The sequence below is a fragment of the Nostoc sp. UIC 10890 genome (genome assembly GCF_054786515.1).
The window spans coordinates 16,859-42,771 of record NZ_JBSGKF010000009.1 but is presented as its reverse complement, the minus strand read 5'-3'; the positions used below and the strand labels follow the sequence as shown (position 1 = coordinate 42,771).

Annotated in this window: 25 protein-coding genes and 1 pseudogene; 15 read left to right on the top strand and 11 right to left on the bottom strand. The window is 40.2% G+C overall.

Going from position 1 to position 25,913, the window contains the following annotated elements; translation table 11 throughout:
- Positions 1–234 (top strand): hypothetical protein (locus ACWATR_RS36060; protein WP_460343912.1); only part of this gene is annotated, 234 nt, incomplete at its 5' end.
- Between the two features lie 238 nt (positions 235–472).
- Here the strand turns inward: ACWATR_RS36060 and ACWATR_RS36055 are convergent.
- Complete coding sequence (locus tag ACWATR_RS36055; protein ID WP_460343909.1) at positions 473–928, bottom strand: DUF6194 family protein; 456 nt, start codon at positions 926–928, stop codon at positions 473–475.
- 178 nt (positions 929–1,106) lie between these two features.
- Between ACWATR_RS36055 and ACWATR_RS36050 the strand changes: the two genes are divergently transcribed.
- Together ACWATR_RS36050 and ACWATR_RS36045 are read left to right on the top strand one after the other, a co-directional pair.
- Positions 1,107–1,397, top strand: coding sequence for a hypothetical protein (locus tag ACWATR_RS36050; protein ID WP_460343906.1), 291 nt, complete (start codon positions 1,107–1,109; stop codon positions 1,395–1,397).
- A 137-nt stretch (positions 1,398–1,534) separates the two neighbouring features.
- On the top strand, positions 1,535–2,182 hold the full coding sequence (locus tag ACWATR_RS36045; RefSeq protein ID WP_460343903.1) for an SMI1/KNR4 family protein: 648 nt from the start codon (positions 1,535–1,537) through the stop codon (positions 2,180–2,182).
- A gap of 66 nt (positions 2,183–2,248) precedes the next feature.
- On the opposite strand, the gene ACWATR_RS36040 is transcribed toward ACWATR_RS36045, so the two are convergent.
- Positions 2,249–2,548: a hypothetical protein gene (locus ACWATR_RS36040; protein WP_460343900.1), complete on the bottom strand. Its 300-nt coding sequence runs from the start codon at positions 2,546–2,548 to the stop codon at positions 2,249–2,251.
- Between the two features lie 328 nt (positions 2,549–2,876).
- Positions 2,877–3,002: a hypothetical protein gene (locus ACWATR_RS36035; protein ID WP_460343898.1), complete on the bottom strand. Its 126-nt coding sequence runs from the start codon at positions 3,000–3,002 to the stop codon at positions 2,877–2,879.
- 203 nt (positions 3,003–3,205) lie between these two features.
- Here ACWATR_RS36035 and ACWATR_RS36030 point away from each other — a divergent pair, with 203 nt between their 5' ends.
- The 5 genes from ACWATR_RS36030 (at position 3,206) to ACWATR_RS36010 (ending at position 8,445) form a co-directional block, all read left to right on the top strand.
- A complete protein-coding gene (locus ACWATR_RS36030; protein WP_460343896.1) occupies positions 3,206–3,610 on the top strand; it encodes a plasmid mobilization protein in 405 nt (134 codons plus the stop codon).
- A gap of 2 nt (positions 3,611–3,612) precedes the next feature.
- A complete protein-coding gene (locus ACWATR_RS36025) occupies positions 3,613–5,145 on the top strand; it encodes a relaxase/mobilization nuclease domain-containing protein (RefSeq protein WP_460343893.1) in 1,533 nt (510 codons plus the stop codon).
- Positions 5,129–5,266: a hypothetical protein gene (locus tag ACWATR_RS36020; RefSeq protein ID WP_460343890.1), complete on the top strand. Its 138-nt coding sequence runs from the start codon at positions 5,129–5,131 to the stop codon at positions 5,264–5,266. Before ACWATR_RS36025 ends, ACWATR_RS36020 begins: the two co-directional genes overlap by 17 nt.
- Before the next feature lie 406 nt (positions 5,267–5,672).
- The gene (locus tag ACWATR_RS36015) at positions 5,673–6,095 is read left to right on the top strand and encodes a hypothetical protein (protein ID WP_460343887.1); all 423 of its coding nucleotides are present in this window, start codon (positions 5,673–5,675) and stop codon (positions 6,093–6,095) included.
- Positions 6,061–8,445, top strand: a complete 2,385-nt coding sequence (locus ACWATR_RS36010; RefSeq protein WP_460343884.1) for a caspase, EACC1-associated type — start codon at positions 6,061–6,063, stop codon at positions 8,443–8,445. The genes ACWATR_RS36015 and ACWATR_RS36010 overlap by 35 nt, the downstream gene beginning before the upstream one ends.
- Here the strand turns inward: ACWATR_RS36010 and ACWATR_RS36005 are convergent.
- Positions 8,426–8,668 carry a hypothetical protein gene (locus ACWATR_RS36005; protein WP_460343881.1) on the bottom strand — a complete coding sequence of 81 codons (243 nt, stop codon included), beginning with the start codon at positions 8,666–8,668 and terminating at the stop codon, positions 8,426–8,428. The genes ACWATR_RS36010 and ACWATR_RS36005 overlap by 20 nt on opposite strands.
- Before the next feature lie 224 nt (positions 8,669–8,892).
- Between ACWATR_RS36005 and ACWATR_RS36000 the strand changes: the two genes are divergently transcribed.
- From ACWATR_RS36000 to ACWATR_RS35990, 3 genes are all read left to right on the top strand, one after another.
- The gene (locus ACWATR_RS36000) at positions 8,893–9,648 is read left to right on the top strand and encodes a ParA family protein (RefSeq protein ID WP_460343878.1); all 756 of its coding nucleotides are present in this window, start codon (positions 8,893–8,895) and stop codon (positions 9,646–9,648) included.
- Positions 9,645–10,757 (top strand): ParB/RepB/Spo0J family partition protein, encoded by a 1,113-nt coding sequence (locus tag ACWATR_RS35995; RefSeq protein ID WP_460343875.1) that lies wholly within the window; start codon positions 9,645–9,647, stop codon positions 10,755–10,757. Before ACWATR_RS36000 ends, ACWATR_RS35995 begins: the two co-directional genes overlap by 4 nt.
- An 88-nt stretch (positions 10,758–10,845) precedes the next feature.
- Positions 10,846–13,719, top strand: a complete 2,874-nt coding sequence (locus tag ACWATR_RS35990; protein WP_460343872.1) for a DEAD/DEAH box helicase — start codon at positions 10,846–10,848, stop codon at positions 13,717–13,719.
- 259 nt (positions 13,720–13,978) lie between these two features.
- On the opposite strand, the pseudogene ACWATR_RS35985 reads toward ACWATR_RS35990, so the two are convergent.
- The 5 genes and pseudogenes from ACWATR_RS35985 to ACWATR_RS35965 form a co-directional block, all read right to left on the bottom strand.
- Positions 13,979–14,137, bottom strand: a pseudogene (locus tag ACWATR_RS35985) (ISH3 family transposase); the annotation flags it as partial.
- A gap of 274 nt (positions 14,138–14,411) precedes the next feature.
- Entirely contained in the window at positions 14,412–15,191 is a 780-nt protein-coding gene (locus tag ACWATR_RS35980; protein ID WP_460343870.1) for an HET-C-related protein, read from the bottom strand.
- Positions 15,179–15,997, bottom strand: a complete 819-nt coding sequence (locus ACWATR_RS35975; RefSeq protein ID WP_460343867.1) for an SAM-dependent methyltransferase — start codon at positions 15,995–15,997, stop codon at positions 15,179–15,181. The genes ACWATR_RS35980 and ACWATR_RS35975 overlap by 13 nt, the downstream gene beginning before the upstream one ends.
- 98 nt (positions 15,998–16,095) lie before the next feature.
- On the bottom strand, positions 16,096–17,811 hold the full coding sequence (locus ACWATR_RS35970; protein WP_460343864.1) for an ABC transporter ATP-binding protein/permease: 1,716 nt from the start codon (positions 17,809–17,811) through the stop codon (positions 16,096–16,098).
- 151 nt (positions 17,812–17,962) lie between these two features.
- Entirely contained in the window at positions 17,963–18,847 is an 885-nt protein-coding gene (locus ACWATR_RS35965) for a LynF/TruF/PatF family peptide O-prenyltransferase (protein WP_460343861.1), read from the bottom strand.
- A 412-nt stretch (positions 18,848–19,259) separates the two neighbouring features.
- On the opposite strand from ACWATR_RS35965, the gene ACWATR_RS35960 reads away from it, so the two are divergent.
- The 4 genes from ACWATR_RS35960 to ACWATR_RS35945 all read left to right on the top strand — a co-directional run bounded on the left by ACWATR_RS35960 (position 19,260) and on the right by ACWATR_RS35945 (position 24,740).
- On the top strand, positions 19,260–19,544 hold the full coding sequence (locus ACWATR_RS35960; protein WP_460343858.1) for a cinnamycin family lantibiotic: 285 nt from the start codon (positions 19,260–19,262) through the stop codon (positions 19,542–19,544).
- 252 nt (positions 19,545–19,796) lie between these two features.
- A complete protein-coding gene (locus tag ACWATR_RS35955; protein ID WP_460343855.1) occupies positions 19,797–23,042 on the top strand; it encodes a type 2 lanthipeptide synthetase LanM family protein in 3,246 nt (1,081 codons plus the stop codon).
- Between the two features lie 16 nt (positions 23,043–23,058).
- Entirely contained in the window at positions 23,059–23,979 is a 921-nt protein-coding gene (locus tag ACWATR_RS35950; RefSeq protein ID WP_460343852.1) for a Nif11-like leader peptide family RiPP precursor, read from the top strand.
- Positions 23,980–24,020: 41 nt separating this feature from the next.
- Positions 24,021–24,740, top strand: coding sequence for a hypothetical protein (locus tag ACWATR_RS35945; protein ID WP_460343849.1), 720 nt, complete (start codon positions 24,021–24,023; stop codon positions 24,738–24,740).
- A 42-nt stretch (positions 24,741–24,782) separates the two neighbouring features.
- Here ACWATR_RS35945 and ACWATR_RS35940 read toward each other — a convergent pair whose 3' ends face one another.
- Together ACWATR_RS35940 and ACWATR_RS35935 are read right to left on the bottom strand one after the other, a co-directional pair.
- Positions 24,783–25,352, bottom strand: coding sequence for a tyrosine-type recombinase/integrase (locus ACWATR_RS35940; RefSeq protein ID WP_460343846.1), 570 nt, complete (start codon positions 25,350–25,352; stop codon positions 24,783–24,785).
- A 71-nt stretch (positions 25,353–25,423) separates the two neighbouring features.
- A complete protein-coding gene (locus ACWATR_RS35935) occupies positions 25,424–25,807 on the bottom strand; it encodes a four helix bundle protein (RefSeq protein ID WP_460343843.1) in 384 nt (127 codons plus the stop codon).
- Positions 25,808–25,913 lie beyond the last annotated feature (106 nt).

The following is a 25,913-nucleotide window of genomic DNA, read 5'->3' as shown; positions in this document are numbered from 1 at the left end:
CGTACATACTTCCCGATGTTGATTGCTGAATCAGAATCATCACCAGAAGATGCCTTAGAACACGTCGCTGAAGTTGCCACAATCTTTACTAATACTGCACTGCGGCGAGTTTTTAACTTCTGCACGCCGATAGTTTTGGCTGACTTGCTGATGATTATCTTGCGTTGTTTACCTACTGAAGTTTACTCAGACTTTGCCCCAATGCAAGCCGTAACTAACCCGACAGTGACCTGATAAAATTTATCAGAAATCATTTCTACCGACCTACCAGTAGTAAAAGATTCTCACAATCATGATTGTCTACTTAATCATTGAGTGAGCGTCTCGTTCACTATGCCTTGAAACGCCCCACCAGAGCTTTGTACAGCATGAGTGCATTAGGATTACTGCTTTCTATGGTAAAGAGCAAGGTGCTTTGAAGGCGAGTTAGGGTGCAAGTACTAAAGTAGGATAAATGTCAGGTAGGAAATTTTTATTTAATTTCTTTTCTTTTATTAAACTTTAAGATTGCATTTTTATAAGCTGTATCAATGAACTCAAAAGCTTTAATTAGGTTTTCTCCTTGCGGATTGTTGATAGCTACCCATCCCAGCCAACCATATATAGGATGCGGGGTTAGTACATTTAACTGAGAAAAATCCCAGTCTCCATCAATTATCTTGCCTTTAGCGGGTCTTTTTGGTCTTTGCCCAAATAATTTAAGATATTCTTGATCTCCAATACCGATACTAAGTCTAAAAACCGCATCTCTATTAAGATTTGAACTTTTATCATTTGGCCCATCTACTTCTTTAATTGTTGCAAAGTAAACCCCTCTGGGTAACTTCATCTCAGGGTTATAAAAGAAAGTTGTTTCTAAGTAGGCTTCTGTTACATTCAGTCCTTGATACTTACAACTAATATATTTTCTAATTTCGTCTTTAGTCATACTGATTTTCATATTTAATTTTCATTTTATTATTAATATACTTTTGTTCTTATTTCAAAGATTTCCTATCTTTAAATGCTAAAGCTTTGAGAATTGTAATGCTTCTAGGGCTGGGCTACGGAAAGAAAAAATATTACTCCTGCTATTAGATAGTCTTAATAGCGGTAGTAATAAAAATTTGGCTGACTTAGACGACGATGAAAAGTGGTTAGCCCGTAAATACTTCCCGATGTTGATCACTGAATCGGAGTCATCACCAGATCACCTGTTAGAGTCAGTGGCAGAAGTTGCCCAAGTTGTTGGTACTAGGGCGATGCGCCGGGTTTTGCATTTTTGTGACATAAGAGTGAGGGTTGACCTGCCGATGACTTTCTTTCGTTGTTTGCCCACCGAAGTTTACTCAAATGAATCCATTCTAAGAGCCGTTGCCTCAATGCAACAGAGTTGTAACTTGACAGTGACGTTATAAAATTTATCGGTTTTCAATTACTACTGAACTAATTAGTAACAAAATACAGTCCAGTAACCAACTACAATTCTGGTTATATTAGACGAGACTGTTCAAAATTTTTTTGTTCTTGATTATCGAGCAAGCAGATTATCTATATGTCTGAACTTACAGACGGACTTGAATATATTTTAGATTGGTTAGAATCTACAAATCTGGAATTTTTTGATTGTTATAACCCCGGTTTAACTCGGCAGCAGATTGAGAAAATAGTCAAAGATTTACCCTTTAAGTTATCTGAGGAAATCTATGAACTTTATCAATGGCGAAATGGAATAGCCGACCTTGGTTTTAACAATTATTATCCCCCAGTCGAATTTCTATTTCCCAATCAGTTATTTAGTAGTTTGCCCACTTCATTCAGTACTTTACAAGGCTCTGTTTCAAATTATTATGATTTCTGGCAGTTTGAGCAATCAATCATGATGAATAAGCCATTTGATGATTATAAAGGCTGGGATCAGACATGGTTTCCTATTGCTTTGTTTGAGAACAAAAGAATACTATATGTAGTTGGCGATATTGAGCCATCCCCAGTTTATTTTATTGATTTCATTTTTATTGAGAATCCATTAAGAGTCTATAAAAGTCTCACAAGTATGATATCTGTAATTGCAGAATGTTGTGAGTTGGGTTTATATCAACTCATACCAGATGAATCTGGAGAAGAAGATGACATGATAATACGAATAGATGAAGAAAAGCTGGAACTTGAAAAAGAGATATATCAAAAATATAACTCCTAATTACACGGAGTCAGCACCTGGAGAATTTTACTCTGTTGTTTAGAAATTTGACTATTCCATAACGATTTAATTAGGTGGGCTATATGTCTTTTTCTGGCGACGGCTGCTTTTCTTCACTTCACCTAATAAATACTTAATCCGACCACCACTCAAGTTAATGCCCAGTCCTTTCAACATCTCTGACACTTCATCGTAAGTATAGCCATACTTATCAGAGGTCAGCTTCTCAATATACCGTCTCATTTTCCGAACAGCTTCTCTGTCTGAGATATCCTCTCGCTCTTTCGGCTTCTGTTCCTTAAGCGCTTTGATAGCCTCATCAATTTTCTCTTTCGTAATTACTTCTAAATTCTGATGTTCACTCATGGTTATCTCGTGAATCCCGATTAACTGATAATTATCGGCTATTTGAAATAATTTGCAGCAATTTATTTTCAAAATGCTAAAAAAATCGGCGATTGCGGCTACGCCGAATTACTTTTTCGTATTACGGCTACGCCTTATATTTTTTAGCGTGGCAGCTTCGCTGGTCTTCTTATTCAAGCTAATGCTAAAAAATCTGACTATTACAGCTACGCTGAATCTAGACTTTTACTTAAAACAGCTACGCTGAATTATTTTTTAGTATTCCGGCTACGCCGGACTATTATATTGTGTGCCAGCTTCGCTGAATCAGAGAATTTTCATATAGCGGCTACGCCGTTTCTATCTCCTCTATTGTGGCTACGCCGAACCAGAATTTACCGACTGCTTGATTTGATAAAATTCCGGCTACGCCGTTGCTATCCTCCCTTGTAAGTTGTAGGATGATCAGCAGCACGGCTACGCCTTTGTATTCCCGCCTTCAGCCCCCTGCTGTGTCCTCCGTACCTACGTAGCACTTGACACCTCGCTCTCCCCGAAAATGGGCTAGAAGCAAGCCGTGCCTTTTGCCTACGGCAAACCTCGCTCCGCTCGGACGACAGGCTTGCCAAAGTGGGAAGCATCCCCCTTTGGATACCCCCTCTCATACCTCCCTCGGTTATGCGCCCAAAACTGTCAAAAAACCTGCTTCGTACTAAGACATTAGAAGCTCGTGTTAACGCAATCGAACACGAGATGATTAAGCTCAAAGCACAAGACGCGGGACTAAGCATAGCTGAATTAACTAGACGCAGTGTTTTACTAAAACCACTGCCCAAACGACTGAGCAAAATAACTCTAGCTACTTATAGAGAATTAGTACGCATTGGCAACAATATTAATCAACTTAGCAGAGCTACTAACACAGCTATTAAAATGGGACTGCGACCACCCGCAGATTCAGAACAATTAAAACAACTACAAAACCTCTTACAACAGATAGGGCGGGAACTGTCCCAAATTGAAACTGAAATTACTGATGAGGATGACGTTGACGACAACGAAGATCCAGAAGACTGGGAGTAAAAATGATTGGCAACCAAACCAAGGGTAAAAGCTTTCGTGGACTCCTTGACTATCTTGAAAACAAAGAGGAGTCATCCTTAATTGGCGGCAATATGTTTGGCACAAATGCCAGAGAACTGGCTAGAGAATTTCGACTGTCTCGACAACTTAACCCAGAAGCAGAAAAAGTAGTTCATCATGTTTCGCTCTCACTAAGCCCAGGCGAACAGCTAGACAATGATACTTGGTGCGAGATTGCCGACAAGTATATGTCAGAAATGGGCTACACAGCTAACCAATATGCCATCTACCGCCACAGCGATCGCAACCACGACCACATTCACATTTGCGCTAGTAGAATCAGTTTGGATGACGGCAGGATTACCCGCGATAGCTGGGAGTATGTGCGCTCTGAAAAAATCATTCGCCAGCTAGAACTAGAATATGGGTTACAGCAAGCGAATAGTAGTAAAGAGAAACTGAGCCGCGCTCCGAGTTCCGGGCAACAGCAACGATTTGAGAGAGAACAATTGGAGTATGAGCAGGGTAAAAGAAACACGCCGCCACAACAGCCAATCAAAACTCAACTAATTGAATTAATCGACCGCGCCACAGTAGATAAACCGACCATGCCCCAACTGATTGAACGATTGCAACTGTTGGGTGTGGAAGTGCGTCATGGGCTAACACGCAACGGTAAGAGTAAAGGCATCTCGTATTCCTGGAATGACCAGAAATTTAGCGGTACTTCCTTGGGGCCTGCCTACACCTTCCCAGGATTGCAGAAGCATTTTGAAATTGACTACCAGCCAGAACGTGATGATGAACCTATTAATGAATTGCTGCTCAAACCTGCTAAACCACTCCCAATTGAGCAGTTAGAAAAGTTTCTTCAAGAGATTGAACGCAAACAGCGACAGCCTCAGTTCACCCCACCACCAGAGGATAAAGTTGTTTGGCAAGTATTGCACAAGTATTTGAACGAGAAACGCTACATACCAGATTATATTTCGCAAGGATTACATGGTAATCAGTTGCTTTACATGGATGAGCAACGAAATATTTTGTTTATCAAGCGTGATTTAGATGGTGAAAAAACTGGCGCATTAGTTTGGTCAAAGCCTAGAGAAAATCATCGCACTGTGGAGTACGACCAAAACACTTCTACAGCAAATGGTTGGTTTTATCTGAGATTGGGAGGGCAACCAACGGACAAGGTAGAAAATGTCTTTTTGTGTTCTACACCAATTGATGCGATGTCAGCAGCCACCTACCTGATCTCAAGTTGCAAGGGGCTACCACCAACTAGAACCATGTTGATAGTAGCTGATGACCCGAATAACCTACCTATGGAATTTCTTAAGAGTTTCAATAGGGTTGTCGTAGCATTCAATAATGATGAACAAGGGAATCTTGCGGCTAGTGCAGTATTAGAATTGTTGCCACAGGGTAAAAGGCTCAAAACCCATAATCCTGATTGGAGTCAGGAACTAGAAGCTCATCTCAGGGAGGAGCAACAAAAGCTCAGACAGCAAGACCGTGGTTTTAGCTTGTGAGCCACGCCGAGTAGACCGAACTCGTGACCGCTACGCTCTCGGAGTCGGTGGCTCTTACGGGCAGAAAGATTACTGGTTGGGACAACTAGATCCTGCAAGCCCGCAAGAGCCACTCCGCTGACGCCGACTCCGAGCCACGAGTTCTTAAATCTGGAATCCAGATGCTTTAAACTTGGCGCAACTAAGAAAACACCTAAGAAAAAATCTGATTACTTAGCTTAAAAACTGTATTGATCAGGCTTTCAGCATCCACGACAGCGTAACTTCCTTGCTCCGTCGCGGTTTCCCAAATTCATTAATGTACAAAAAACCGGATTTATTTAAACTTTCGGTTGCGGATAATAATATCGCTCAAAGTTTAGTTGCTCGATTTTCACTAAAGTATATCTTTAGAAAGTTTTATTTAAAGTGTAGTTAGATAAGTTGATTATTATCAGGGTTCAATTAATCCTTACTTAAAAAATAACCAGTATAAAATTATTCAACATAAAAAATCTTTAAAATTGACGGATCACACAGGGGGGAGCATGACAAGTGAATCCACTGTTAAACTCACTATTACCTTAAACGAACCGGACTCAGACGAAGAGAGACTTGACCAGATAACGCGAAATCTGCTGCGAGAAATCAAAGAATTCGATGGTGTCGAACAAGCTGGTTTAGCAGTAGTTGGAGAAATACCAGAAGGTGCTAAGAGTATTGGAAGCATTCTCGTAGGTATTCTAAATGCTGAGGTGAGTTTAACAAGTTTCAAAACTTTCGTGGGGTTTTTGTGGGAGCGTCTTGCAGGCAACCCCGTGGAACTAGAAGTTGAAGCTAACGGTAAAAAACTGAAAGTAAAAGCTGGTAGCCGACAAGAATTATTAGTAGCAATTCAGGCAGCAGAACAATTTGTAGCAGGCTATAAGGTTATTTATGGTAAAGGTGGCGCTGCTGATAGGGGTGAGTGATTACGGTTCGGGTTTGACTCCTCTCCCAGGAGCAGTAAAAGACGTAGAGGCATTACAGCGAGTTTTGCAACACCCAGAAATAAGCGGTTTTGATGACGTGAAAACGTTAATCAATCCCGAACCACTGGTTATGCAGGAAGCCATTCAGACTTTATTTGCAGATAATCGCACAAAAGATGACCTCGTGCTATTTTTTTTCTCCGGTCATGGAATTAAAGATCAGAGAGGTGAACTTTACTTTGCAACTCGCATAACTCGCAAAAATCCTCACGGTGAACTTATCAAAGCAACAGCCGTTCCAGCCCGTTTTGTGCAGGAGATGATGAGCGATAGTCGCTCAAAGCGAGAGGTGGTGATTCTTGATTGTTGCTTTAGTGGGGCTTTTCCTGTGGGCTGGACTGCAAAAGATGATGGTTCTGTGGATATCCAGACTCAACTAGGCGGTGAAGGGCGTGCTATCCTCACATCTTCTAATTCAACCCAGTATTCTTTTGAGCAACAGGGGTCAGATTTCTCGATTTACACCCATTACCTAATTGAAGGGATTGAGACTGGTGCAGCAGATTTAGATAATGATGGCGAAATTTTGGTTGAGGAATTGCATGAGTACGCCAAAAAGAGAGTCCGAGAGGCTTCTCCTGCCATGAAACCAGAAATCTATGCCGTTAAGGAAGGCTACAAGATTCTGCTGTTCAATACACCATATCCAGACGATCCAAAACTTAGATATCGAAAAGAAGTTGAACGTTGTGCAAGACAGGACAATATTTCGATTGTTGGTCGCAGAATATTAGACGATCTAGCAGATACTTTAGGACTACTGCCTGAAGAAACTGCTGCAATTGAAGCTGAAGTTCTTAAACCTTACCGACAATACAAGAAAAAATTGACGATATATGAGCAGGCGTTAGTTGATGCAATTCAAAGGGAGCATTTTCCTCTCAGTCAAAGTACTCGTGATGAGTTAAAACATTTTCAGCAAGTTTTGGGTCTGAGAAAAGAAGATATAGCTCCAATTGAAGCTAAAGTTGAGCCTTGTATAATCAGGATCACTAGGAATGCTCCTAATTTTGCCTCTTTAATTAGAAAACCCAAAATCCTTATCGGAGCAGGTATTAGCACTGTTCTAATATTGTATTTTCTGGTTAATACAATTTTCAACGTAATCACACCTTCTGAATTATACAAAAAGGGATTAAATAAGTCTAATCAAGGAGACTGTAAAGGTGCGCTAGCAGATTACAACCAAGCGTTAAGGCAAGATCCTAATTACACGCTTGCTCTGATTGAGCGGGGTTATTGTCGCGCTCAAGTTGCAGATTATAAAGGAGCAATTGAGGATCTTGACAAGTATATTCGAGTCAATTCCAATGATTCTAGAGCATACCTTAACCGTGGTTTTGCTCATGCTAGTTTAGGTAACTATGAGCAGGCAATCGCTGATTACAACAAAGCCATTGAAATTAATCCCCAAAACGCCCTAGCCTATAATAATCGGGGACTTGCTTATGCCAATTTAGGTAACTATGAGCAGGCAATCGCCGATTATAACAAAGCCATTGAATATAATAATGACCCCCTTACATGGCCTTACAACAATCGAGGCTGGGGATACTACAAACAAAATAATTATGAACAAGCGATCGCTGATTTGAATAAAGCGATTGAAATTGATCCGAACTATGCGCCCGCCTATTACAACCGGGGTGTTGTTCGCTCTAGTCAAGGAGATAGGCAAGGAGCAATTGAGGATTATCAAAAAGCAGCATATTTATATCAGAAACAAGGACAGACAAGCTACTCTCAAGATGTATTGAATCAAATTGAAAAACTTCAAATACTCCCTAGCAGTCCTACAGTTTCCACCCCATCTACCACGATGACAGCAAAGGAATTATACGATAGGGGACTCGATAAATCTAATAAAGGAGACTATAAAGGCGCAATCGATGATTTTACCCAATCGCTACAACTCGATCCCAATTATGTACTTGCCTACTTCCAACGTGGCTATGCCCTTAATGAAATTGAAGACTACAAAGGAGCAATAGAGAATTACAACCAGTATCTTCAGCTTAACCCCAACGATGCTGCTGCCTACAATAACAGATGCCTTGTATACAATAACTTAGATAAGTATCAGCAGGCAATTTCCGATTGTAACAAGGCGATCCGTATCAATCCCAACAATGCCAATGCTTTCTACAATCGAGGTAATACCCGTTCTAAATTAGGAGAGAAGCAGGCAGCAATACAGGATTTTCAAAAAGCTGCACAACTGTATCAAAAACAACGTAAGACAAAAGATTACCAAGATGCATTAAGTCGGATCAAAAAGCTTCAGCAGTAGTCAAAGCGGTTCCGGGGGTGAAATGAACAGTGATTCCGAAAGTTACGCTAAGGAATTGATGCGCCTGTAAGGGGATAAAATTTATTGCTACCCTGCCTTTTTTAGCATCCTCAATTCCTTTTAAGTCTTTTAGTTCCAAGGCTGTCAAGTAAAAAGGTTCTTCTCCTATTTTTTCAGACACCTCTAAACCAAAATCAGGTAGAAAACCGGATGGCAGCAGCACATCATTTTTTTTATTGGCAATTTGTATTGTCTGGTTTACAGTTCCTGATGTACCGTAGGTATCACCTAAAATCTTTTTGACGTTGTTTTGCTTCTCCCATTTGGCTATAACCTATATCATCAAAATTTTAAATCAAACAATAGCCCCATCCCCAAATAAATAACACCAACTGACCCATCACCAGTTATCTTTAATGGTAACGGGGCAGGTAAACAAACTCACTTATGAGCCGAATCATCGCAGTTTTTAATCAGGCGGGAGGTGTTGCCAAAACCACCCTTACCCAAAATCTGGGCTACCAAATAGCGCAATTGGGTCATCGTGTTCTGCTCATCGACATAGACCCCCAAGCCAGCTTAACTATTTTTATGGGCTTGGTTCCACGGGAAATAGAGCAAACTGTCAACAATGCCATTGTGGATGAACAACCCCTGCCAATTCATGAGGGGATTCACGGCATGGATTTAGCCCCTGCTAACATCTCTCTCAGTACGGCAGAAATGCAATTGGTTAGTGCTTCCATGCGCGATTTCCGCCTGAAAGAAGCCATCGAACCAATCCAAGAGAATTACGATTTCATCCTTATAGATTGCCCTCCCAGCTTAGGGCTACTAAGTTACATCTCCCTTGTAGCCGCCACTCATGTTCTCGTACCTTTGGAAACTCATTTCAAAGCCTTTGAGGGAACAGGCGAACTCTTAAAAACGGTTGCCACAGTACGTAACAAACCCAACCGCAAATTGCAAATTGCCGGATTTGTGCCGACAAAATACGATGCCCGGAACTCCCAGGACACTCGTACCCTAGCAGCCATCACCGAACAACTAGCCAGCGCCGGAACTGTCTTTGCCCCGATTCCTCGCTCCACTGCTTTTGTTGATGCTTCAGAAGAACGAATGCCCCTTGCAGTTTACGAACCCAAGCACCCATCTGTCGCCATCTTGAAAAAAATAGCCGTTAGTTTAGAATCTTTAAAATGAGACGCACTACTAAAGCCAGCCAGCCCCTTAAAAGCAAAATTGATGTACCTTGGGACACTACAGGCGTTATTAATGCCGATTCTCAAGTGACTATCCCATTAGACCAGATTATTCTACCGCCGAATCAACCACGCCGTTACTTTGATTCTGAAGCATTAAAGCAGTTAACTGAATCCATCAAACAGCATGGCATCTTGCAGCCCTTGTTGGTACGCCCTCTTGATGGAGAGAAACACGAATTAGTCGCAGGAGAACGCCGCTATCGTGCTGCCTTAAGTATTGGGCTAAAAGTTGTCCCCGTCGTCATTAGAGAGTTAGATGACAACGCAGCTTTTCAATTTGCACTTATAGAAAACTTACTTCGAGAAGACCTGAATCCAGTTGAAGAAACTGAAGGTATCCTTCAACTGCTGTCTCTCAAACTAGGTCGAAGTGTTGAGGAGATACCCCCATTACTGTATCGTCTACAACGCCTACAAAACAAAGCATCTACAGTTACCCATAACGTTATGGGCGCACACGAGAGCGAAGGAGATGAACCTACCCATAACGTTATGGGCGGAGTTGAAACTGAGTCCACTAATAACGTTGTCAGCGACGATAAAGGCGATATTGAATTATCTACCCATAACGTTATGGGCGAAACCGAAACGGATGATTCAGCCCTTAATCATGAGCCTGCTGTAAACCAAGACCTCAAAATCGTTGAATCTGTGTTTGAAGGCTTAGGCTTAATGACCTGGGAATCTTTCGTTAAGAACCGTCTACCCTTGCTCAACCTCCCAGAAGATATCCTTGATGCGCTAAGGGAAGGTTCACTTGAGTACACCAAAGCCAAAGCCATCGCCCAAATTCAGAAATTAGATGAGCGTGTTGAGTTTTTAGAACAAGCTATTGCTCAAAACTGGTCTTTAAGCGAAATCAGACAGCGCATTAGTGAAAAGAAAGCCGCAGCATCTACCGAAAACACCGAGTCTAACGATTACAAAGAGCGCTTTACTGCTGCGACTACTAAACTAAGAAAGTCCCGTATTTGGTCAGACCCTAAGAAGTGCAAACAGATAGAAAAACTACTTGCACAACTGGAGACGCTGACAAAAGTTGAGTAACCTGACATACCAAAACCAGGACGTAAAAGGCAGAAGGCTCAAATATTTTTTATACTTAGCTTGTGTTCCTTTTTAAGTTTAAGTCCCCATGCTAGAGTCAGAAAAACTTATCCAGATAGTACAATCCTGGCTAGGCTATATCAGGTTAGAAGAACTGACTCAAGCTGAGGTCGAGCGTTCTTCAGATATCTATTCAAAAGTAGTAGATAAGGGAGTGCAGCTTGTTGGCAACAAGCTACTGTTAGATAGCGAAGTATTTACGCAATTCCAGCAACAGCAACAGGCAGCCAAAAGAGGGAACAAAAATGATGTTCAGATGGCTGTTGCTTTCCCACAAATCTATAGAATCAACGGCAAGGGCAAAGACCAAAAGCTGAAATACCTGCCTTTATTCACAATTGATATTTCACCCATCTTTAAAGGTAATTACCGCAAATCGGGCTGGGACTTGACCGAGTACGAGTTTCAGCCAGTGGTTGTTAATTTGATGCGGCTGTACGGATTAGAGGAGGAGCAAACCGAATCACTGATTGTTGCGTCAGGAATTTTGAAATTTTTAGAAGATACATTTAAAGGAAGATTCCCAACGCTTCGAGACTTTCTTGATCTGGTGGACTTACCCGAAGGAAAATACAAAACCTCTCGGCAACCTTATTTGCTACGCTGCGACTTTACGCCCTACAATGCCCTCCTCAAGCTTGATCTGCAAGAAATCCTCAAGGAACTTCAACAACCTGACTCTAAGACTGAATGGCTAACTGAAACTCACCCAGCAATGCAGTACTTATGGGGAGAGCCACAATCACCCAGACATGAGGTAATGTTCTGGGGGGCTTTCCCTGACCATCCGCCTGATGAATTTCAAGCGTCTGTCCTGAAACATGCCCAAGAGAACTTACTAACTGCTGTTTGTGGGCCGCCAGGGACTGGAAAAACAGAAGTGTTTCTGCACCTTATAGCCCAGCAAGTAGTAAATCGAGCGTTACGACTTGTTCAGGGTCTTGATGATGTAAATAATTTAATATTCTTTGTCGGCGCTAATAACAGCACCGTTAAAAAATTCCAACAACGACTGACTATAAATTCTCCTGCTCAACAGTTTTATCTTCCAGGCGGGAACCAAGCTAATATCCGTAAGGAAACTCTACCCAAACTGCAATCAACCCAAGATTGGCTGCGTAATACTGAATTTGATCAGGATTCTTGGCAACAAGCCAAACTTGAATTGCTGCAAGCCGAGAGTGAAATTCAGCAACTCCAAGAGCAAGACCGCTTGAATACTGCTCAAAAAGTTATTGACATTGAACAGCGATCGCAATTGGATATAGAGATCCAATCTCTCAATAACGATATTTCTGCTAAATCTGCCGAGTTACAAGCCCTAGCTGAACAGCTATCAAGTTTGTCTGATTATGCAAATTTTCCCCTTGATGCCTACCAGCAAATACGAGAAGAGTTATCCCAGGCAGAACGAGAACTACCAAAAGAGTCTGACTCCATCACCAAACGCGCCTTGAACTGGCTTAATGCTACTACCGATCAACGAATTTTTCGCCGCTTGGCTTTGCGAATCAACGCAGCTGTGTTAAACACCTTGGCGACAGGGCATCCTTTTCAGACCCCCCTTGACCACCCTAGTTTAACCACAGCCCAGGCTTCTGTTAACCAAAAACTAGATTTATCACAACAATGGCAGAATCTTCACCAAAAAGTCACTGAAATTCAAACCCAACTAACAGCTTTAAATAATGAACTAGAGCTAAAACAAGCAGAACATCAACAAATTCAGCAACAAATCGATAGTTACCCACAAGGGGATTTCTATAATCTTTTTTACCGCGACCACCACCAATTACAGCTAGAACTGTTTCAACGTGCCTGGGCGTTTCTGTTGCAAGAAGTTCTCCGACGCAAGGAGAGCGTTATGAGGGCTTTAGAAACTTACGGCAGCGTATTAGCAGGGGATGGAGAGGCATTGCTAAAACTGTCAACTGATAGTGATGCCATCTACCGTGACTTGAGCTTGATTTTCCCTGTTATTACCTCCACCCTCCAATCAATGCGTAATATGTCGCCAATTCTTCAGCCTAATATCATCAAGCTGGCACTGGTGGATGAAGCGGGGACAACTCTTATACATCAATTATTTCCTTTGCTAGTGCGATCGCAACAGGCAGTAGTGGCTGGCGACCCGCAACAAATTGAGCCAATCGTTAACATGAGCGACGATACTATCAAGCAATATCTGAAAACTGCCTTTCTGGATCGGGGCATGGGCAATGAAGACTACTATCGCTATGCCCCCACTGCCAAATACACAGCTACCGCTTATCATCGCGCTGCTGGCTCTAGTAGCGCAGAAGGCGACTTAGGCAATGGCATTATTCTCTCTAATCATTACCGTTGCACCCCACCCATTATTCAGTTTTGCAGCCCCAATTATCCTGGTGGTTTGCAAATCCTTTCAAGTTATGACCAGACTGCAACAGTCAAGCATCTGTTGGCTTACCACATCGAGGGAAGCCATTTAAATCATACTAATCCAGAAGAAATTGATGCTGTAGAAACTATAATTGCGTCCTTGCTAAAACATGGGTATTCTACTAACTCGGATGACAACTCAAAAACAATTGGGGTGATGTCGCCGTTTTCGCAGCAAGCTAACGCGCTCAAGTATCGACTCTCTAACCGTTGGCGAAACTTTTCTTGGGATGATATTGGCACAGTTCACACTTTCCAAGGAGGAGAAAAAGCAGCTATCATCTTCTCTCCTTACCAGTGCCACCAAGAGCATAGTTTTTGGTTTCTCAACCGCAAACCCAATTTACTAAATACAGCCGTTAGTAGAGCAAGGGAATTGTTTATTTTGGTGGGCAATCTTAGGGAACTAGAATTAGCAGGCGGTGAAACCAAGCGGTTAGTTGAACATATTCGGCAACATGGAGAGATTCGCTATGAGTGAGCCTTGAATGTGTAATTACGCTGAGGCTGTAATCCTTGCTAGATAAGCATTCTGCCAATCAATATTTTTAGTAATTCTCAATGTACCAAATAATCTATAGATTATTTGGTGCAGCAATTTAATACGGCACAATAAGGCTTTGAAGCTTCTAAGTTTCAGAGACTTCAATTGGTACAGCTTGATTCTTGGCGATCACAGTATTGAAAGTGGCTCATCAAGTCCTTAGCGTAACTTTCGGCATCACTGCTCATCTGACCCCGATCTCAAATAAAGTTTGCTGGTCACATACTCCTTGAGTTTCAATCGAAAAATTTTCTACTAAACACTTAATAACTTCATCAAGGGTTTCTGAGTCTGTTAAAATTGGTTCTTCTGTAGACTCGCTCCTCTTGGCTTTTCGTCGAGATAAAACAGTCAATTTTTTCAGCCAATATACGACATACTACTTTGATCATTTCATATTTTGAAGTGCTGTAAAATATGATAACTATTTTTTATGTAATGAGTATTTTATAATACTTGCTTCTCTGTACTCATTTATTGGTGATATCTCCTGTATCCCTAGTGATTCGCCCTTTTTGGAAAACTTTTTGGTTTACTGATAATGTGGCCATCTTTTCCTTTAAGTTACAAAAATGCGCTTTGGCTACTTTTACCCCAAATTATGATTCAAAGGACACTAATAAACTTGTCTAATTAATACCCAGTAGCTCTTTAGTGGCGGTAGCATTGCCAGCCATACGAGAATCGCTGAAAATTTGATTGAGAAATTCCTTGGTAGCCTCAACAGCCAAAGTGCGTGCAATCGAAAATCCCTGTCGGCTATCATCATCTTTATTTAGTCCTGCGGGACAGACAACTGGGACGCCATGACGGCATTTGCCTGTAGGAACTCCACATAAACCTTGGCTGATGAGGAAATACCCAGAAGTTAATTGATTTAAACCTGCACCGCCGAGTTTGCTGGGATCTTGAGGACAAGTTGGTGTATTTTTATCGGCTCCGGAGAATTCTTCCCGTCCTAATTTAGTGTTAATGTTAGGACTGCTATGTCCCATTTCTACCCAATTACTGTGAGCGTAAAAGTCTTGGAGAGTATGCAAGGCTCCGCCTAAATCCTTACGTGCTGAAGATGCTTCTGGATCTGAGTCAATAACTTTAGTAATGGTTCTTTCTTTGAGGCGGATCAAGCGTTTACTGCCACCAAGAAAATCTTCACCATCAAAATGCTTCTCTGTATCAGCCTGGTTGACTGGTTGATCCGTATCTTTATTAGCATCAACAATTTGCTGGATAGCTCGCTGGGAAAATTGTAATTTCTCACCATTAATCACAGGTTGAGTAGCAGCAAGTGCCTCTCTTGTGATTGCTTCATGTATAGGAACCTTAAAAGCTAAAGCCGATTTGGGTATCCATAAAATTAGTGCTACTGTAAATAGCACAGCCATAGTAATTTTTTTCAAACTTTCCATGCCTTAATCTCTCCAAAGTACATAGGAAAACATTGAATCTGTCGGAAATGAACTTTGCCGAATTCTGTCAAAATTGGATATCCATTTTTGGATTCTATCATTGCCTGATTAAACTTTTCTGTGTTAACAATCTCACTCAAATTGCGAGTTTTAATTTCCGAAAAGTCCGCTAGAGAAATAGCCTCTACCATTTCGCTCATTTGGGGAGTTTTATAATAATAAATCTCATTAAATTCTGCGATCGCCTGCTGTTCTTGTTCCGTCAAAGGAGGCTCATTTCTGAAAATATCTTTGATGTATAACCTGCCGCCAGGACGCATTACTTGATGTACTTTAGTAAACAATTGTTGATAGTCGTAGGAGTATCCTACAGATTCCAAAAACAACACAACGTCAAAAGTTTCGTTGGCAAAAGGGAGATGATGATAATCACCGACGTGAACCTGAATCCGATCAGCAAGCTCTTTTTGCTCCACCAGCTTTCTAGCTGTATTGGCTTGAACCTCAGACAAAGTAATGCAGTCAATTTTTACTTCTTGAATGTTGCTGCAAATGTCAATACTAGGTCCACATATACCGCAGCCAGCATCAAGAACATGATGTCCTGGTTGAATACCTGCTTGTGAAGCAAAGTAAAGATTACTAGCACAATCTGAAAAATTTTCTGAGTCTGCGATCAATAGACCAGCTTGGTAAGTTTTACCCACATACTGCATATACAGTTGGTTCATTGTGTCGTAGTAGCTACGAACTTGTTGCAAGTAATCAGAGGTATCTAATTCAATTTCATGTACAGAATCTTTCATTGCAAAATTCCCCAATCCAACTTTTGAGTAAAAATAGTCTTCTTTAACAAAGCTCTACCTTAATTGGCTGATAAAAACAGCAAAAAAGAATGCTATGCTCAACTCGAATCGTAATGATAATCTGAAGCTAAAACCAACCGCCAACTAGTATCTTGCGTGAGTTCTAGAGCGTATTGATGATAATTTAATAAGGTAGATCTGTGACCAACGCTGATAAAAGTTGTTTCAGTTTGTCGCAATTGTTGGTAGAGATTTTCCTCATTTTGTAAATCTAAGGCACTAGTTGCTTCATCCAAAATAACGTAACGCGGACGTGTCACTAATATGCGTGCAAAAGCGAGACGTTGTTGTTCTCCTAAAGACAATATATTTTCCCAATACACTTCTGCATCCAAACCACCAACTCTTGCAAGTAAGTTTTGGAGATTGACTTGTTCTAAAACTTGTTCGAGTTCCCGATCTGTAACTACAAGATTTCTATTGGGGTATAATAGCTGTTCTCGCAGAGTTCCCAAAATTAGATAGGGACTTTGGGGTAAAAACATCATTTCTGCTAAATTTGGTCGTACTAAACGACCTGTACCAGTGTTCCACAAACCAGCAATTAGCCGTAGCAGAGAACTTTTACCAGATCCGCTAGAACCGACAATTAACAACCCACCAGGTTCAACTGATACTGATAAATTTTGAACTAAAACCCTCTCATAGTTAGGAGTTTGTAAGGTGACTTGTTCGAGGGCAATACGCTCTGCCTCTACTGTCTCAATAGTACTACCAGAAACTTGTGTCTTTGCTACTAAAGCATCTAAAAAAGTAGCTGCGCGATCTATCAAACTTGCAAGTGAACCGAAAGAGCCAAACTGAGAGATAATAACTGAAAATGCACCAGCGACTTGAGCGCAAGCTATAGTCGCTTGGGAAATTTCTCCTAGCTCTATTTGACCGACAAAATATAAAGGTGCCACCGTTAAGAACGGAACTACATAGAGAAACGATTGATACCCATTGATAAATAATTGAAGATTCCGCTGCCAGTCTAGAATATTATTTGAGCTTTCAATTAGTTTAGCAAATCTTCTACTTAGAATACTTGATTCCTGAGCTTCGCCTTGGAAAAAAGCAATAGATTCAGTATTGTTGCGAACGTGAGTTAAAGCATAGCGGTAATCTGCTTCTGCTTTGAATTTATCAGTATTCATATTACTCAGTTCGCGACCAAGAAAAATCGTTACAACATTGCCAATAATGGCATAAATAATCAAAACAATTACTATTAGTTTGGAAATAGACCAAAGAATTCCTATAAAAGCAATGATTACAAGAGTTTTTTCCAAAACAATGAACAAAAAATTTAGCAATCCGTTAGGAATTGGTTCAATCTCTTGAGATATGCGTTGGTCTGGATTTTCAATTTCTGGCTGAAAGGTAATTTGATAGTAAGCCTGATCGCGAAAATATTTATCCAGGATATATGTGTTTAGCCACTGATACCAATCGAGAGCTAGCTTTTTTCTTAGGTAATCCGAGAATACTATTAGCGGCGTAATTACCGCAAAAGTCCCAATATAAAGAAATAATAGGCGAAAAAAATTTGGTGCATCTTTTTGTTCCAATACATCAAACAAGTCTCGATTGATATAGCTGTTATATGCGTTGAGACTATTGGAAGTTAGCAGCAATAACAGCAGTAAAGCTAACATAAACCAAGACCACAAAATTTGTGGAATCGTCCTGAATCTTTCCTCAGAGGGATACCAGTAAAGTTTAGCAATAGTCAAAATTTGGTTCCACAAATGACTGTCAAATATATTCATTTTGCTTCTCTAGCTTCGACCATCTGAAATTTGAATCTTTCGCTAAGTTAAGTGTGGATATTTTTGCATATCAATGTAGACTGACTACGATTTTCCTTGCACGTAAATTATATTTTGGACTTATCTATAAGGTTGCAATCTTGTCAAAATCCTATATTACTCCTAAAGTCATCTGGTAATACAGGTTTAAATTTTCTACCTTTCCTGCTAGTAATTCTCGTTCTCTAAAAGCGACGATTGTTCCTCTTATAGGTTGTTTTTGATAATAAGCATGTACTTTATCTGCTACATGATTGCGTAAGTTACCAATAAAATTATCCGGATCGGGAGTGGGACAATATAGGATTGTCTCTGGGTTAGCTTTAGAGAAACCAAACCCAAATGCCCAGCATTTATCTAAAAGCTCTAAAGCTACTGGAGACAAAAGTTGTGTTAGTAGCTGTTGTAAGTGAACTGCTGCTTGTAATTCCTGTTTGAGGATTCTCGTATACACTTCAATGGTGCTATAACCTTTTAAGAAAAAATCAAAACCTACTACCACTAGACTGCTATTTAAAATTAGTGTTTGCATCTCTTGTGGTGGGTTCCCCAAAGCAATAGCTTTTTCTATTTTTTCTGGATAATCTTGCATCACAAACCAGAGTTTCAGACGTGAAGCTAATAGTTCGGGACGCAGATCGACTCCCACTAGTATTTGTGTGAGTTTGCGAGGATCGAAATCATTACCTAAAAATTGATGCAATAAACCATAATCTAATTGCACTTCATTTTTTGCTTCTACTTGGTTAAAGAAATTGAGTACAGCATTGAATTGTCCCCAACCTGGGTGATTGCGAAATAGGTTAAATCTAGCGGGATATAGCTTGTCTTTCTCAATCTTGCAGGAACACTCCAGCCCCCAATCTTTTGCTTGTTGAGCAAAATTTTCAAAGATATCTAATGGATAAAAGGATTCAACTTGGAATACACGTTTATGTTCACTAATATAGTGTAGGTTTTGACGGCTATCGAGCAAGGTGTTATCGCCAGTAATCATTATTTGCAAAAGACCTAATTTGATAGGATATTGCCTTAACTAACATCTAGATCCGCTAAATTTTTCATGGACTATAGCGCGGATGAGCCAATTAGCATTATTTGTGTTAATGCTGCTTTGAAAGCTGAATGGGATGCTCGTAAGTTAGGTGCATTATTGATTATGAGACAACCACTCAGAATATAAACTTTATCTAATTATGCTTGTGGCTTGTTAGGGCCAGGCAAACCAGCAGGTGTGTAGACAGGGGATTCACTCGCCAGCCTTCCGATAATGGTTAAGGTTGTAGTTGCTAACAACATGGTGATATTTAAGATGCTACCAGGATCGATTCTCCCCGTTATATATCTAATGATAGATGTGTTGATTTTAACAGTTTAATTAAGCTGAGAATTCAGTTAAGAGGTAATTTATGTCTACCAATACTGTTACGCAATCCTCTGCTAATAACTACTTAGAGCAGTTATTGCAGCGATCTGCGGTTGATGCAACATTTCGGGATGAATTAGCGGCTAATCCTGAATCTTTTGGTATTTCCTCTGATAGTAACCTTGTACTGCCAGCCGCAGTTCTAGAGCAAGAACAGTCTGGCATCGAATTGACTGATGATATTGCAGATAGGCTAATAGTTGCAGCATGTCAAACCAGCTGCACTGGTGGCCCATACACTATCATTTGTGATGGTTCAACCAAGTAAGTAATGCAATAATTTCATATTTCACAGTTGCATCCTGCTAAACCATCTGTAAACTCTGGTTTTTGCATAAATGGGTGCAAAGAAAATTTCAAGTTTAGTAGCACTTATTTCCCACAGGAGCTAACTAAGCTGTATTTTCTCGTGAAAGAAAATCATTTTTTAGGCTAGCGTCGCAATATTTCTCATGTGGCGCTAGTTTAATTCACTCAAACTCTCATCTGGCACCTACATCCTGATAGAGTATAGATCGCAATGCTTGATAGCTATTCACTCATTGAATTTGCCAGCCGCGCTAGCAATCTATCTGAGCGCACTTCGATTGTTAAGGAATTAGCTGAACACGATCTACAGGTAGAGTGTATTAATCAAATTAATCCTCTTGATACCTGGATTGTGAACAAATTAGCAGGAAAATTGGCTATAAAGTCTATTAAGAAAAACACTAATCAGAATCAGCAGGAATTTGATCTGGCTACAAAAACTGCTGAACTCAAACAAATACTAAGTAACTATAAATTCTATGAATTAAATTTAGCTAATTTACCTGAATCATATAGGTGGGAATTTATTAAACTCCATAGGAAATGGTTAGATACATACCAAGCGGCTTTAGCAACATTAGATTTACAAATAAAGGATTTTAATACTAGTTACTGGTATCAGCCTGATATTTACTACGGAAAATTTGCTAAAGTTTGCGAGCCATTTCTGCGACTATTACAGCAAAAATTACATCTATCTACAGCTAGCAGCTATCAAATTAATCCGCAAGTTTTAACTGACATTCAGATGCACCTGCTAAAGCGCTTTGAACTTTCTTTAGCTTGGGCATTGGAAGCGGATATAAATGTTTACTGTGCTAAAAATAATATCGCTAAAACAGCTGACTCTCTTGATGCTTACATCGCTTATTTGGAAAATACATTTAGTAGCGAGGAAGATTACCATCGCTTTTATAGCAAGTTTCCTGTACTCGGGCGTTGGTTAGCTCAAATCACAAATTTTCTTTACACTATTGCTGAGAAACTGATACAGCGTTTGACTTTGGATTTAGAAGAAATTAGTTCCACATTCTTTGATGGTAGACAAATTTTACAAATCAAATCCTTAAAGTTAGGTCAGTCTGACCATCATGCTGAGGGCAATAGTGTCATCATTATTGAACTAGAGTTAATTAACGGTGAAACTGTAACTCTTGTTTATAAGCCTCGCTGTTTACAATCTGAAGCAGCAATGCAAGGGCTTCTAGAAACTTTAAACCAAGCAAAAGTTATCGAATTTGCTACTTATCGACTGCTTTGTCAGGATGGTTACGGTTATGCAGAGTTTATTCCCTCTGGAAAAAACCATGTTCAAAGCGAAAAAGACATTGAGCAGTTTTACAACCAACTTGGTGGATATTTAGCGATATTTTATATTCTAGGCGGCGGCGATATGCATTATGAAAATATTCTTGTCGCCAATAGTAATGCATTTATTTGTGACTGCGAAACAGTTTTAGAAGTCATACCCCAGAGATTAGATAAGTTACCCAATACGGTATTTGATTCTGTATTTAAAACTGTAATGCTGGATTGGCCTCGCCCGAAAGCTGCGGGAAAAAATATCAGCATAACTGGTTATAGTGGTGGTGAATCTTATGAGTCTCCATTTACTGTGACTAAAATTAATGACCATCGGATGTCATTAGCTTTAGCAGTAGAATCCAAGGTTGGGGAAGAGGTTAAGGTAGAAGCAACCAATCGTATCTATTATCAAGGAAAGCTAGTCAAACCGCAGAATTATCAAGACTACATTGTTGGTGGATTTAACAAAGTTTATAGTTGGTTTCAAAATAATAAAACCCTAGCAATAGAGCAGATAAAACAACTATTTACACCTTCATCAGTACGTTTCATTAATGTAGGGACACAAGCTTATGTTAAGTTGATTGCTGCCGCCCAACATCCTAAATGTTTGGCAGAGCCATTAGAAGTAGATGTAATATTCAATAGTTTAATTGAGCGTAGTAAGGAGTGGGATGAAAATAATCAGATAGCTGAATGTGAAGTTGCGGCTTTATGGCAATTAGATGTTCCTTTGTTTACAGCTAAAGCAAATAATGCCGAGCAACTAATTTATAACTATCAACATTCGCTCTCATGTAATTTAGTAAGTTCGCCCTTGGATAATGCTGCCAAGCGTATCCAGAAGTTAACTCGAGAAAACCAAATTAGACAAAATCAATATATTTATGCCAGCTTGTCTACTGAGGATATTAATAATAAATTTTTCATTGCTTCGGCTGTTAATTATGCACAACAAATAGGCTGGCAATTGTGCGACTTACTAGAGCCACCCATGAGCAATGCTCCGTGGAAAAATTATGAATTCACAGGTACTAGTAAAAACTTAGTAGATATTAGGTCTGATTTATATGCTGGGACGGCAGGAATTTGCCTATTTTTAGCTTACCTAGATTATGTACAACCACAGCCTGAATTTCGCCAAGCGGCAGAAAGAGCTTTAGATTATTCTATTAAGCGACGTGATACTACGACAATTGGCGTATTTCAAGGAGCAACTGGTTTAATTTATCTGTTAACACACCTTGCTCAACTATGGAATAGACCAGAACTACTCGATTTAGCTGTTAACTTGATTGATGAACTAATTCCTAGCATTAATCAAGACAAATACTTTGACGTTCTTCATGGTGTTGCCGGGATTATTCCTGTGATGTTAAGTTTAGCAGAAGCCGGATATGAGCAAGCGTTCAATTGTGCTAACAAGTGTGCAGAACACTTGCTCAAACATGGAATTTGTGAAAACGATACGCTGAGTTGGCCTTGTCATCCACCAGATTTAGCACAAGCAAATTTAACTGGCTTTTCTCACGGGGCTAGTGGTATTGGCTGGGCATTAATTTTGCTAGGTTGCTATCTGCAAAAAGATGAATACGTTCAAGCCGGACGCCAAGCTTTTGCTTATGAAACTACTAAATTTGATGTAGCCGAAAGAGATTGGTATGACTTGCGGACATCAATGATGAAAGCGAATTCAAATATGCCACATTTTGCTAACGCTTGGTGTAACGGTGCATCTGGAATTGGTTTAAGTCGTATTGCTAGTTGGGCTGCTTTAGGCAAAGTTGATGAGGATTTATTGCGCGATGCTTATACAGCATTGAGTGCAACATTACGCAATTTTCAGCAGTTGGGAAATGATTCATTATGTCATGGTAGAGCAGGCAATGCGGAATTGCTATTACGGTTTGCCGAGTTGAGGGATGAGCCTTATTTACAGATGGAAGCGAATATACAAGCACAAGCACAATGGCGAAATTTTGAGAATACACGTCATTGGATTTGTGGTACTGGTGGGAGCGATGTTGTCCCCGATTTAATGTTGGGATTAGCAGGTATTGGCATACACTTTTTACGTTTAGCCTATCCAAAAGATATTCCTTCACCCCTGTTATTAGATCCGCCATCTAAGAGTGTATTGATGAAATCTTAACAAAGAATATTTAAAGATGTCAGAGCAAGCTATTTTAGATTTCCACAAAAAAATCTCCAAAAGTGAGGAGATGCAGCAGCAAATCAGGGCAATTACAACTTATCAAGAATTAATCAAGTTTGGGGAAAAGTATGGCTATTCCTTTACAAAGGAAGATATTAGAAATGCGAGTAATGCTATCAGTGAAAATAAAAAAGAAGCTTCTGTAATACAAGCTGTTTCTAATTCAAGTAAAATTTCTCAGCAGAAGTATCATCATGAATTCAAATGTTTAGATATTCCCCAAATAGCAAAAATTGCTCCAGAATTTGATAAGTTAAAAATTAAGCCAAGTACGGTAGAGATTAACCACTTTGACAGTTATTTTAGAAAGAATGATTTTAACTTTCTTTCTCTCTCTCCGGCTGCACAAGAATTCAATTCTCGTCATAATGAGATTGTTACGTCAGAGAGTAATTCCGCAGTTCTAGAACCTGATCCTGAATACACTAAACGTTCGTTTCACTTAATAAATTTGGATTTACATGTCGCTCACTCAGTTTATGAACAGTATTTTCTGACTAAATTGAAAATAATTAAATATCTAGAAAATCTTTTTGAAACTGAAGTTAGATTTTCGGGTAGCTTATGGTATCCGCCCAATTCCTATAGATTATGGCATACCAATGAAACTCAGCCTGGTTGGAGAATGTATTGGATCGATTACGATGGTTTTGAGCGAGATACTCATGATCGCCCATTTTTTCGCTATATGAATCCTGAGACTAAGGAGTTGGTAACACTTGAGGAACAACCTAAGATAGTCAGGTTTTTTAGGGTCGAAAATGATGCCAATAAATTATTCTGGCATTGTATAGCTAACCCAACAAAATTTAATCGCTGGAGTTTTGGATTTGTTGTCTCTGACAATTGGATGGATAAATTATTTTCTGGCTGAGAAAATCACAGGTAATAAATTGAAGAGAGAGGTAGTTTGGCGTGAATAGCAATGTATTAGAGTCTTCTCCCATCGCTTCACGAAACTGGCAATCAGTATTAGAAGTATATCAAGCTTCTGCGCCATTTAATTATGCAGTGATGGATAATTTTCTCCATCCTGATATTTGCCATAAACTTCATCAAGAACTGCTAAATCATTGGGGATGGAGCTATCAAGAGCATCTGGAACACCCTGTAATTAGTAATACGGCACCAGAAATTGAGACCATTTTTATGATTGCAGAATCGCTTAAAGCTCATTGTTCTTCTTTATTGTTAGGCTATGAATTAGTTGAATACTGGGCATTAATATATCCGAAAAACGCTCCCGGTAAAGTGCATTCTGATATTGGCGCTATTACTTTAAATATTTGGTTGACACCGGAGCAGTACAACTTAGATTCTAGCAGTGGCGGCTTGATTTTTTTTGATGTCAAGCGGCAATCTGAAGCTGCCTCGAATCAGTCTGTATCTTATCTTTGGTCAGAGCAGTACTTGAAAGATTTTACACAAGGACAAAAAGCCACTGTCAATTATAAATGGAATCGTGCATTGCTATTTGACGCTAAAACCTTTCATCAAACTGATACTTTTTGCTTTGCCAATTTGAAACCGGATTCTCACCGCATTAATCTTTCTTTAGCATTCGACAATCCTGAACTTTATGGCGATCGCGTTGACTCGTTTAAAAAAGTGTTGAAGAGTTCTCAATCCAGTTAGGGCATAACCCCTGGCTGTCTAATCAGTATAAACCGAAATTGTTCAAAAATCCAAAGCAGAGATCGCGTTTTGCTTCTGCTTCTCAGTTACCCCCAAATATCGCTCCAAAGCTGCCAAAGTCCGATGCCCCGATATCTCCTGTATGTGGCGCAACGGTATCCCGGCATCGCTCATCCTGGTTAACGCAGTCCTCCTGAAACTGTGAGTACTAACGCCCTCAATCCCCAGCCGCACACAGGTATCTCTAAGGATTTTGTCAGCACTGACCTTGTGAATATGTAAGAGTCCATGCCGACCGGGAAACAAGAACTCCTTGCGGCGGTTGGGGTTGTACTCTTCTAAATACTGCTTGAGCTTGGGATGCACTTGGATTTCCCTAGTGTCTCGCTTGCCTTTGGTGTTGACGCTCCGTAGTACTAACACGCCTCTGACACCGTTGCTGCCAAACACATCTTTCACCGCCAAAGTGCAGGCTTCGTTGATTCGGCAAGCAGCATAAAGGCACACGCCGAACAGAGCGCGATCGCGTGGGTTGACAAAGCCCTCGCTAAATAGGACATTGATTTGGTTGGGTGTGAGAATTTCTGCTCTGCCGAAGCGGTTGATTTTCATTGAAGATTGCAGATTGAAGATTGCAGATTGTTTTTGGAGATTGTAGAAGGAAGATTGAAGCAAGAGATTGATTAATTGGGGTTATAAATTCGAGAATCTTTCGGTTTTGACCGCAAGGTTTTGAGAGAGGACACCAGCATTGATACAATTTCGTTAGCTTCCTGCATCAAGCTCTGAAGTTTGTTAGAGTCCACTAATTTCGCTTTGACAATCAGGGACTTCCAGTAAAGTGATTCATCAGCTTCCTCTAATGTAATATTGAGCTTGGTGATCAGTTCAGCCGTTGATTTGGCGCGACACGCTGCCCGATAATTGGCTCCTACTGACGTTCCTGAGCGGAGTAATTGTTTGCCTATGACTTGTGAGGTTGTTTGGTCTTTCGGTAAAGCTTCAACTAAATTAATTACTCGTAGAGCAAACGATTGGGTTCTCTCCTTAAACTGCTCCTTGTCCATAACTCTCCCAATCTGCAATCTCCAATCTCCAATCTCCAATCCTACATTGTCTAACAGTAGAAACACAATGTAAGCGACCAAAAAGCCTAATGTTTCGTGAGCGATG

Coding starts and splice junctions, on each gene's coding strand:
- ACWATR_RS36055 (WP_460343909.1), bottom strand. CDS start 928: ATGACTAAAGACGAAATTAGAAAATATATTAGTTGTAAGTATCAAGGA.
- ACWATR_RS36045 (WP_460343903.1), top strand. CDS start 1,535: ATGTCTGAACTTACAGACGGACTTGAATATATTTTAGATTGGTTAGAA.
- ACWATR_RS36040 (WP_460343900.1), bottom strand. CDS start 2,548: ATGAGTGAACATCAGAATTTAGAAGTAATTACGAAAGAGAAAATTGAT.
- ACWATR_RS36030 (WP_460343896.1), top strand. CDS start 3,206: ATGCGCCCAAAACTGTCAAAAAACCTGCTTCGTACTAAGACATTAGAA.
- ACWATR_RS36025 (WP_460343893.1), top strand. CDS start 3,613: ATGATTGGCAACCAAACCAAGGGTAAAAGCTTTCGTGGACTCCTTGAC.
- ACWATR_RS36015 (WP_460343887.1), top strand. CDS start 5,673: ATGACAAGTGAATCCACTGTTAAACTCACTATTACCTTAAACGAACCG.
- ACWATR_RS36010 (WP_460343884.1), top strand. CDS start 6,061: ATGGTAAAGGTGGCGCTGCTGATAGGGGTGAGTGATTACGGTTCGGGT.
- ACWATR_RS36000 (WP_460343878.1), top strand. CDS start 8,893: ATGAGCCGAATCATCGCAGTTTTTAATCAGGCGGGAGGTGTTGCCAAA.
- ACWATR_RS35995 (WP_460343875.1), top strand. CDS start 9,645: ATGAGACGCACTACTAAAGCCAGCCAGCCCCTTAAAAGCAAAATTGAT.
- ACWATR_RS35990 (WP_460343872.1), top strand. CDS start 10,846: ATGCTAGAGTCAGAAAAACTTATCCAGATAGTACAATCCTGGCTAGGC.
- ACWATR_RS35980 (WP_460343870.1), bottom strand. CDS start 15,191: ATGGAAAGTTTGAAAAAAATTACTATGGCTGTGCTATTTACAGTAGCA.
- ACWATR_RS35975 (WP_460343867.1), bottom strand. CDS start 15,997: ATGAAAGATTCTGTACATGAAATTGAATTAGATACCTCTGATTACTTG.
- ACWATR_RS35970 (WP_460343864.1), bottom strand. CDS start 17,811: ATGAATATATTTGACAGTCATTTGTGGAACCAAATTTTGACTATTGCT.
- ACWATR_RS35965 (WP_460343861.1), bottom strand. CDS start 18,847: ATGATTACTGGCGATAACACCTTGCTCGATAGCCGTCAAAACCTACAC.
- ACWATR_RS35960 (WP_460343858.1), top strand. CDS start 19,260: ATGTCTACCAATACTGTTACGCAATCCTCTGCTAATAACTACTTAGAG.
- ACWATR_RS35955 (WP_460343855.1), top strand. CDS start 19,797: ATGCTTGATAGCTATTCACTCATTGAATTTGCCAGCCGCGCTAGCAAT.
- ACWATR_RS35950 (WP_460343852.1), top strand. CDS start 23,059: ATGTCAGAGCAAGCTATTTTAGATTTCCACAAAAAAATCTCCAAAAGT.
- ACWATR_RS35940 (WP_460343846.1), bottom strand. CDS start 25,352: ATGAAAATCAACCGCTTCGGCAGAGCAGAAATTCTCACACCCAACCAA.
- ACWATR_RS35935 (WP_460343843.1), bottom strand. CDS start 25,807: ATGGACAAGGAGCAGTTTAAGGAGAGAACCCAATCGTTTGCTCTACGA.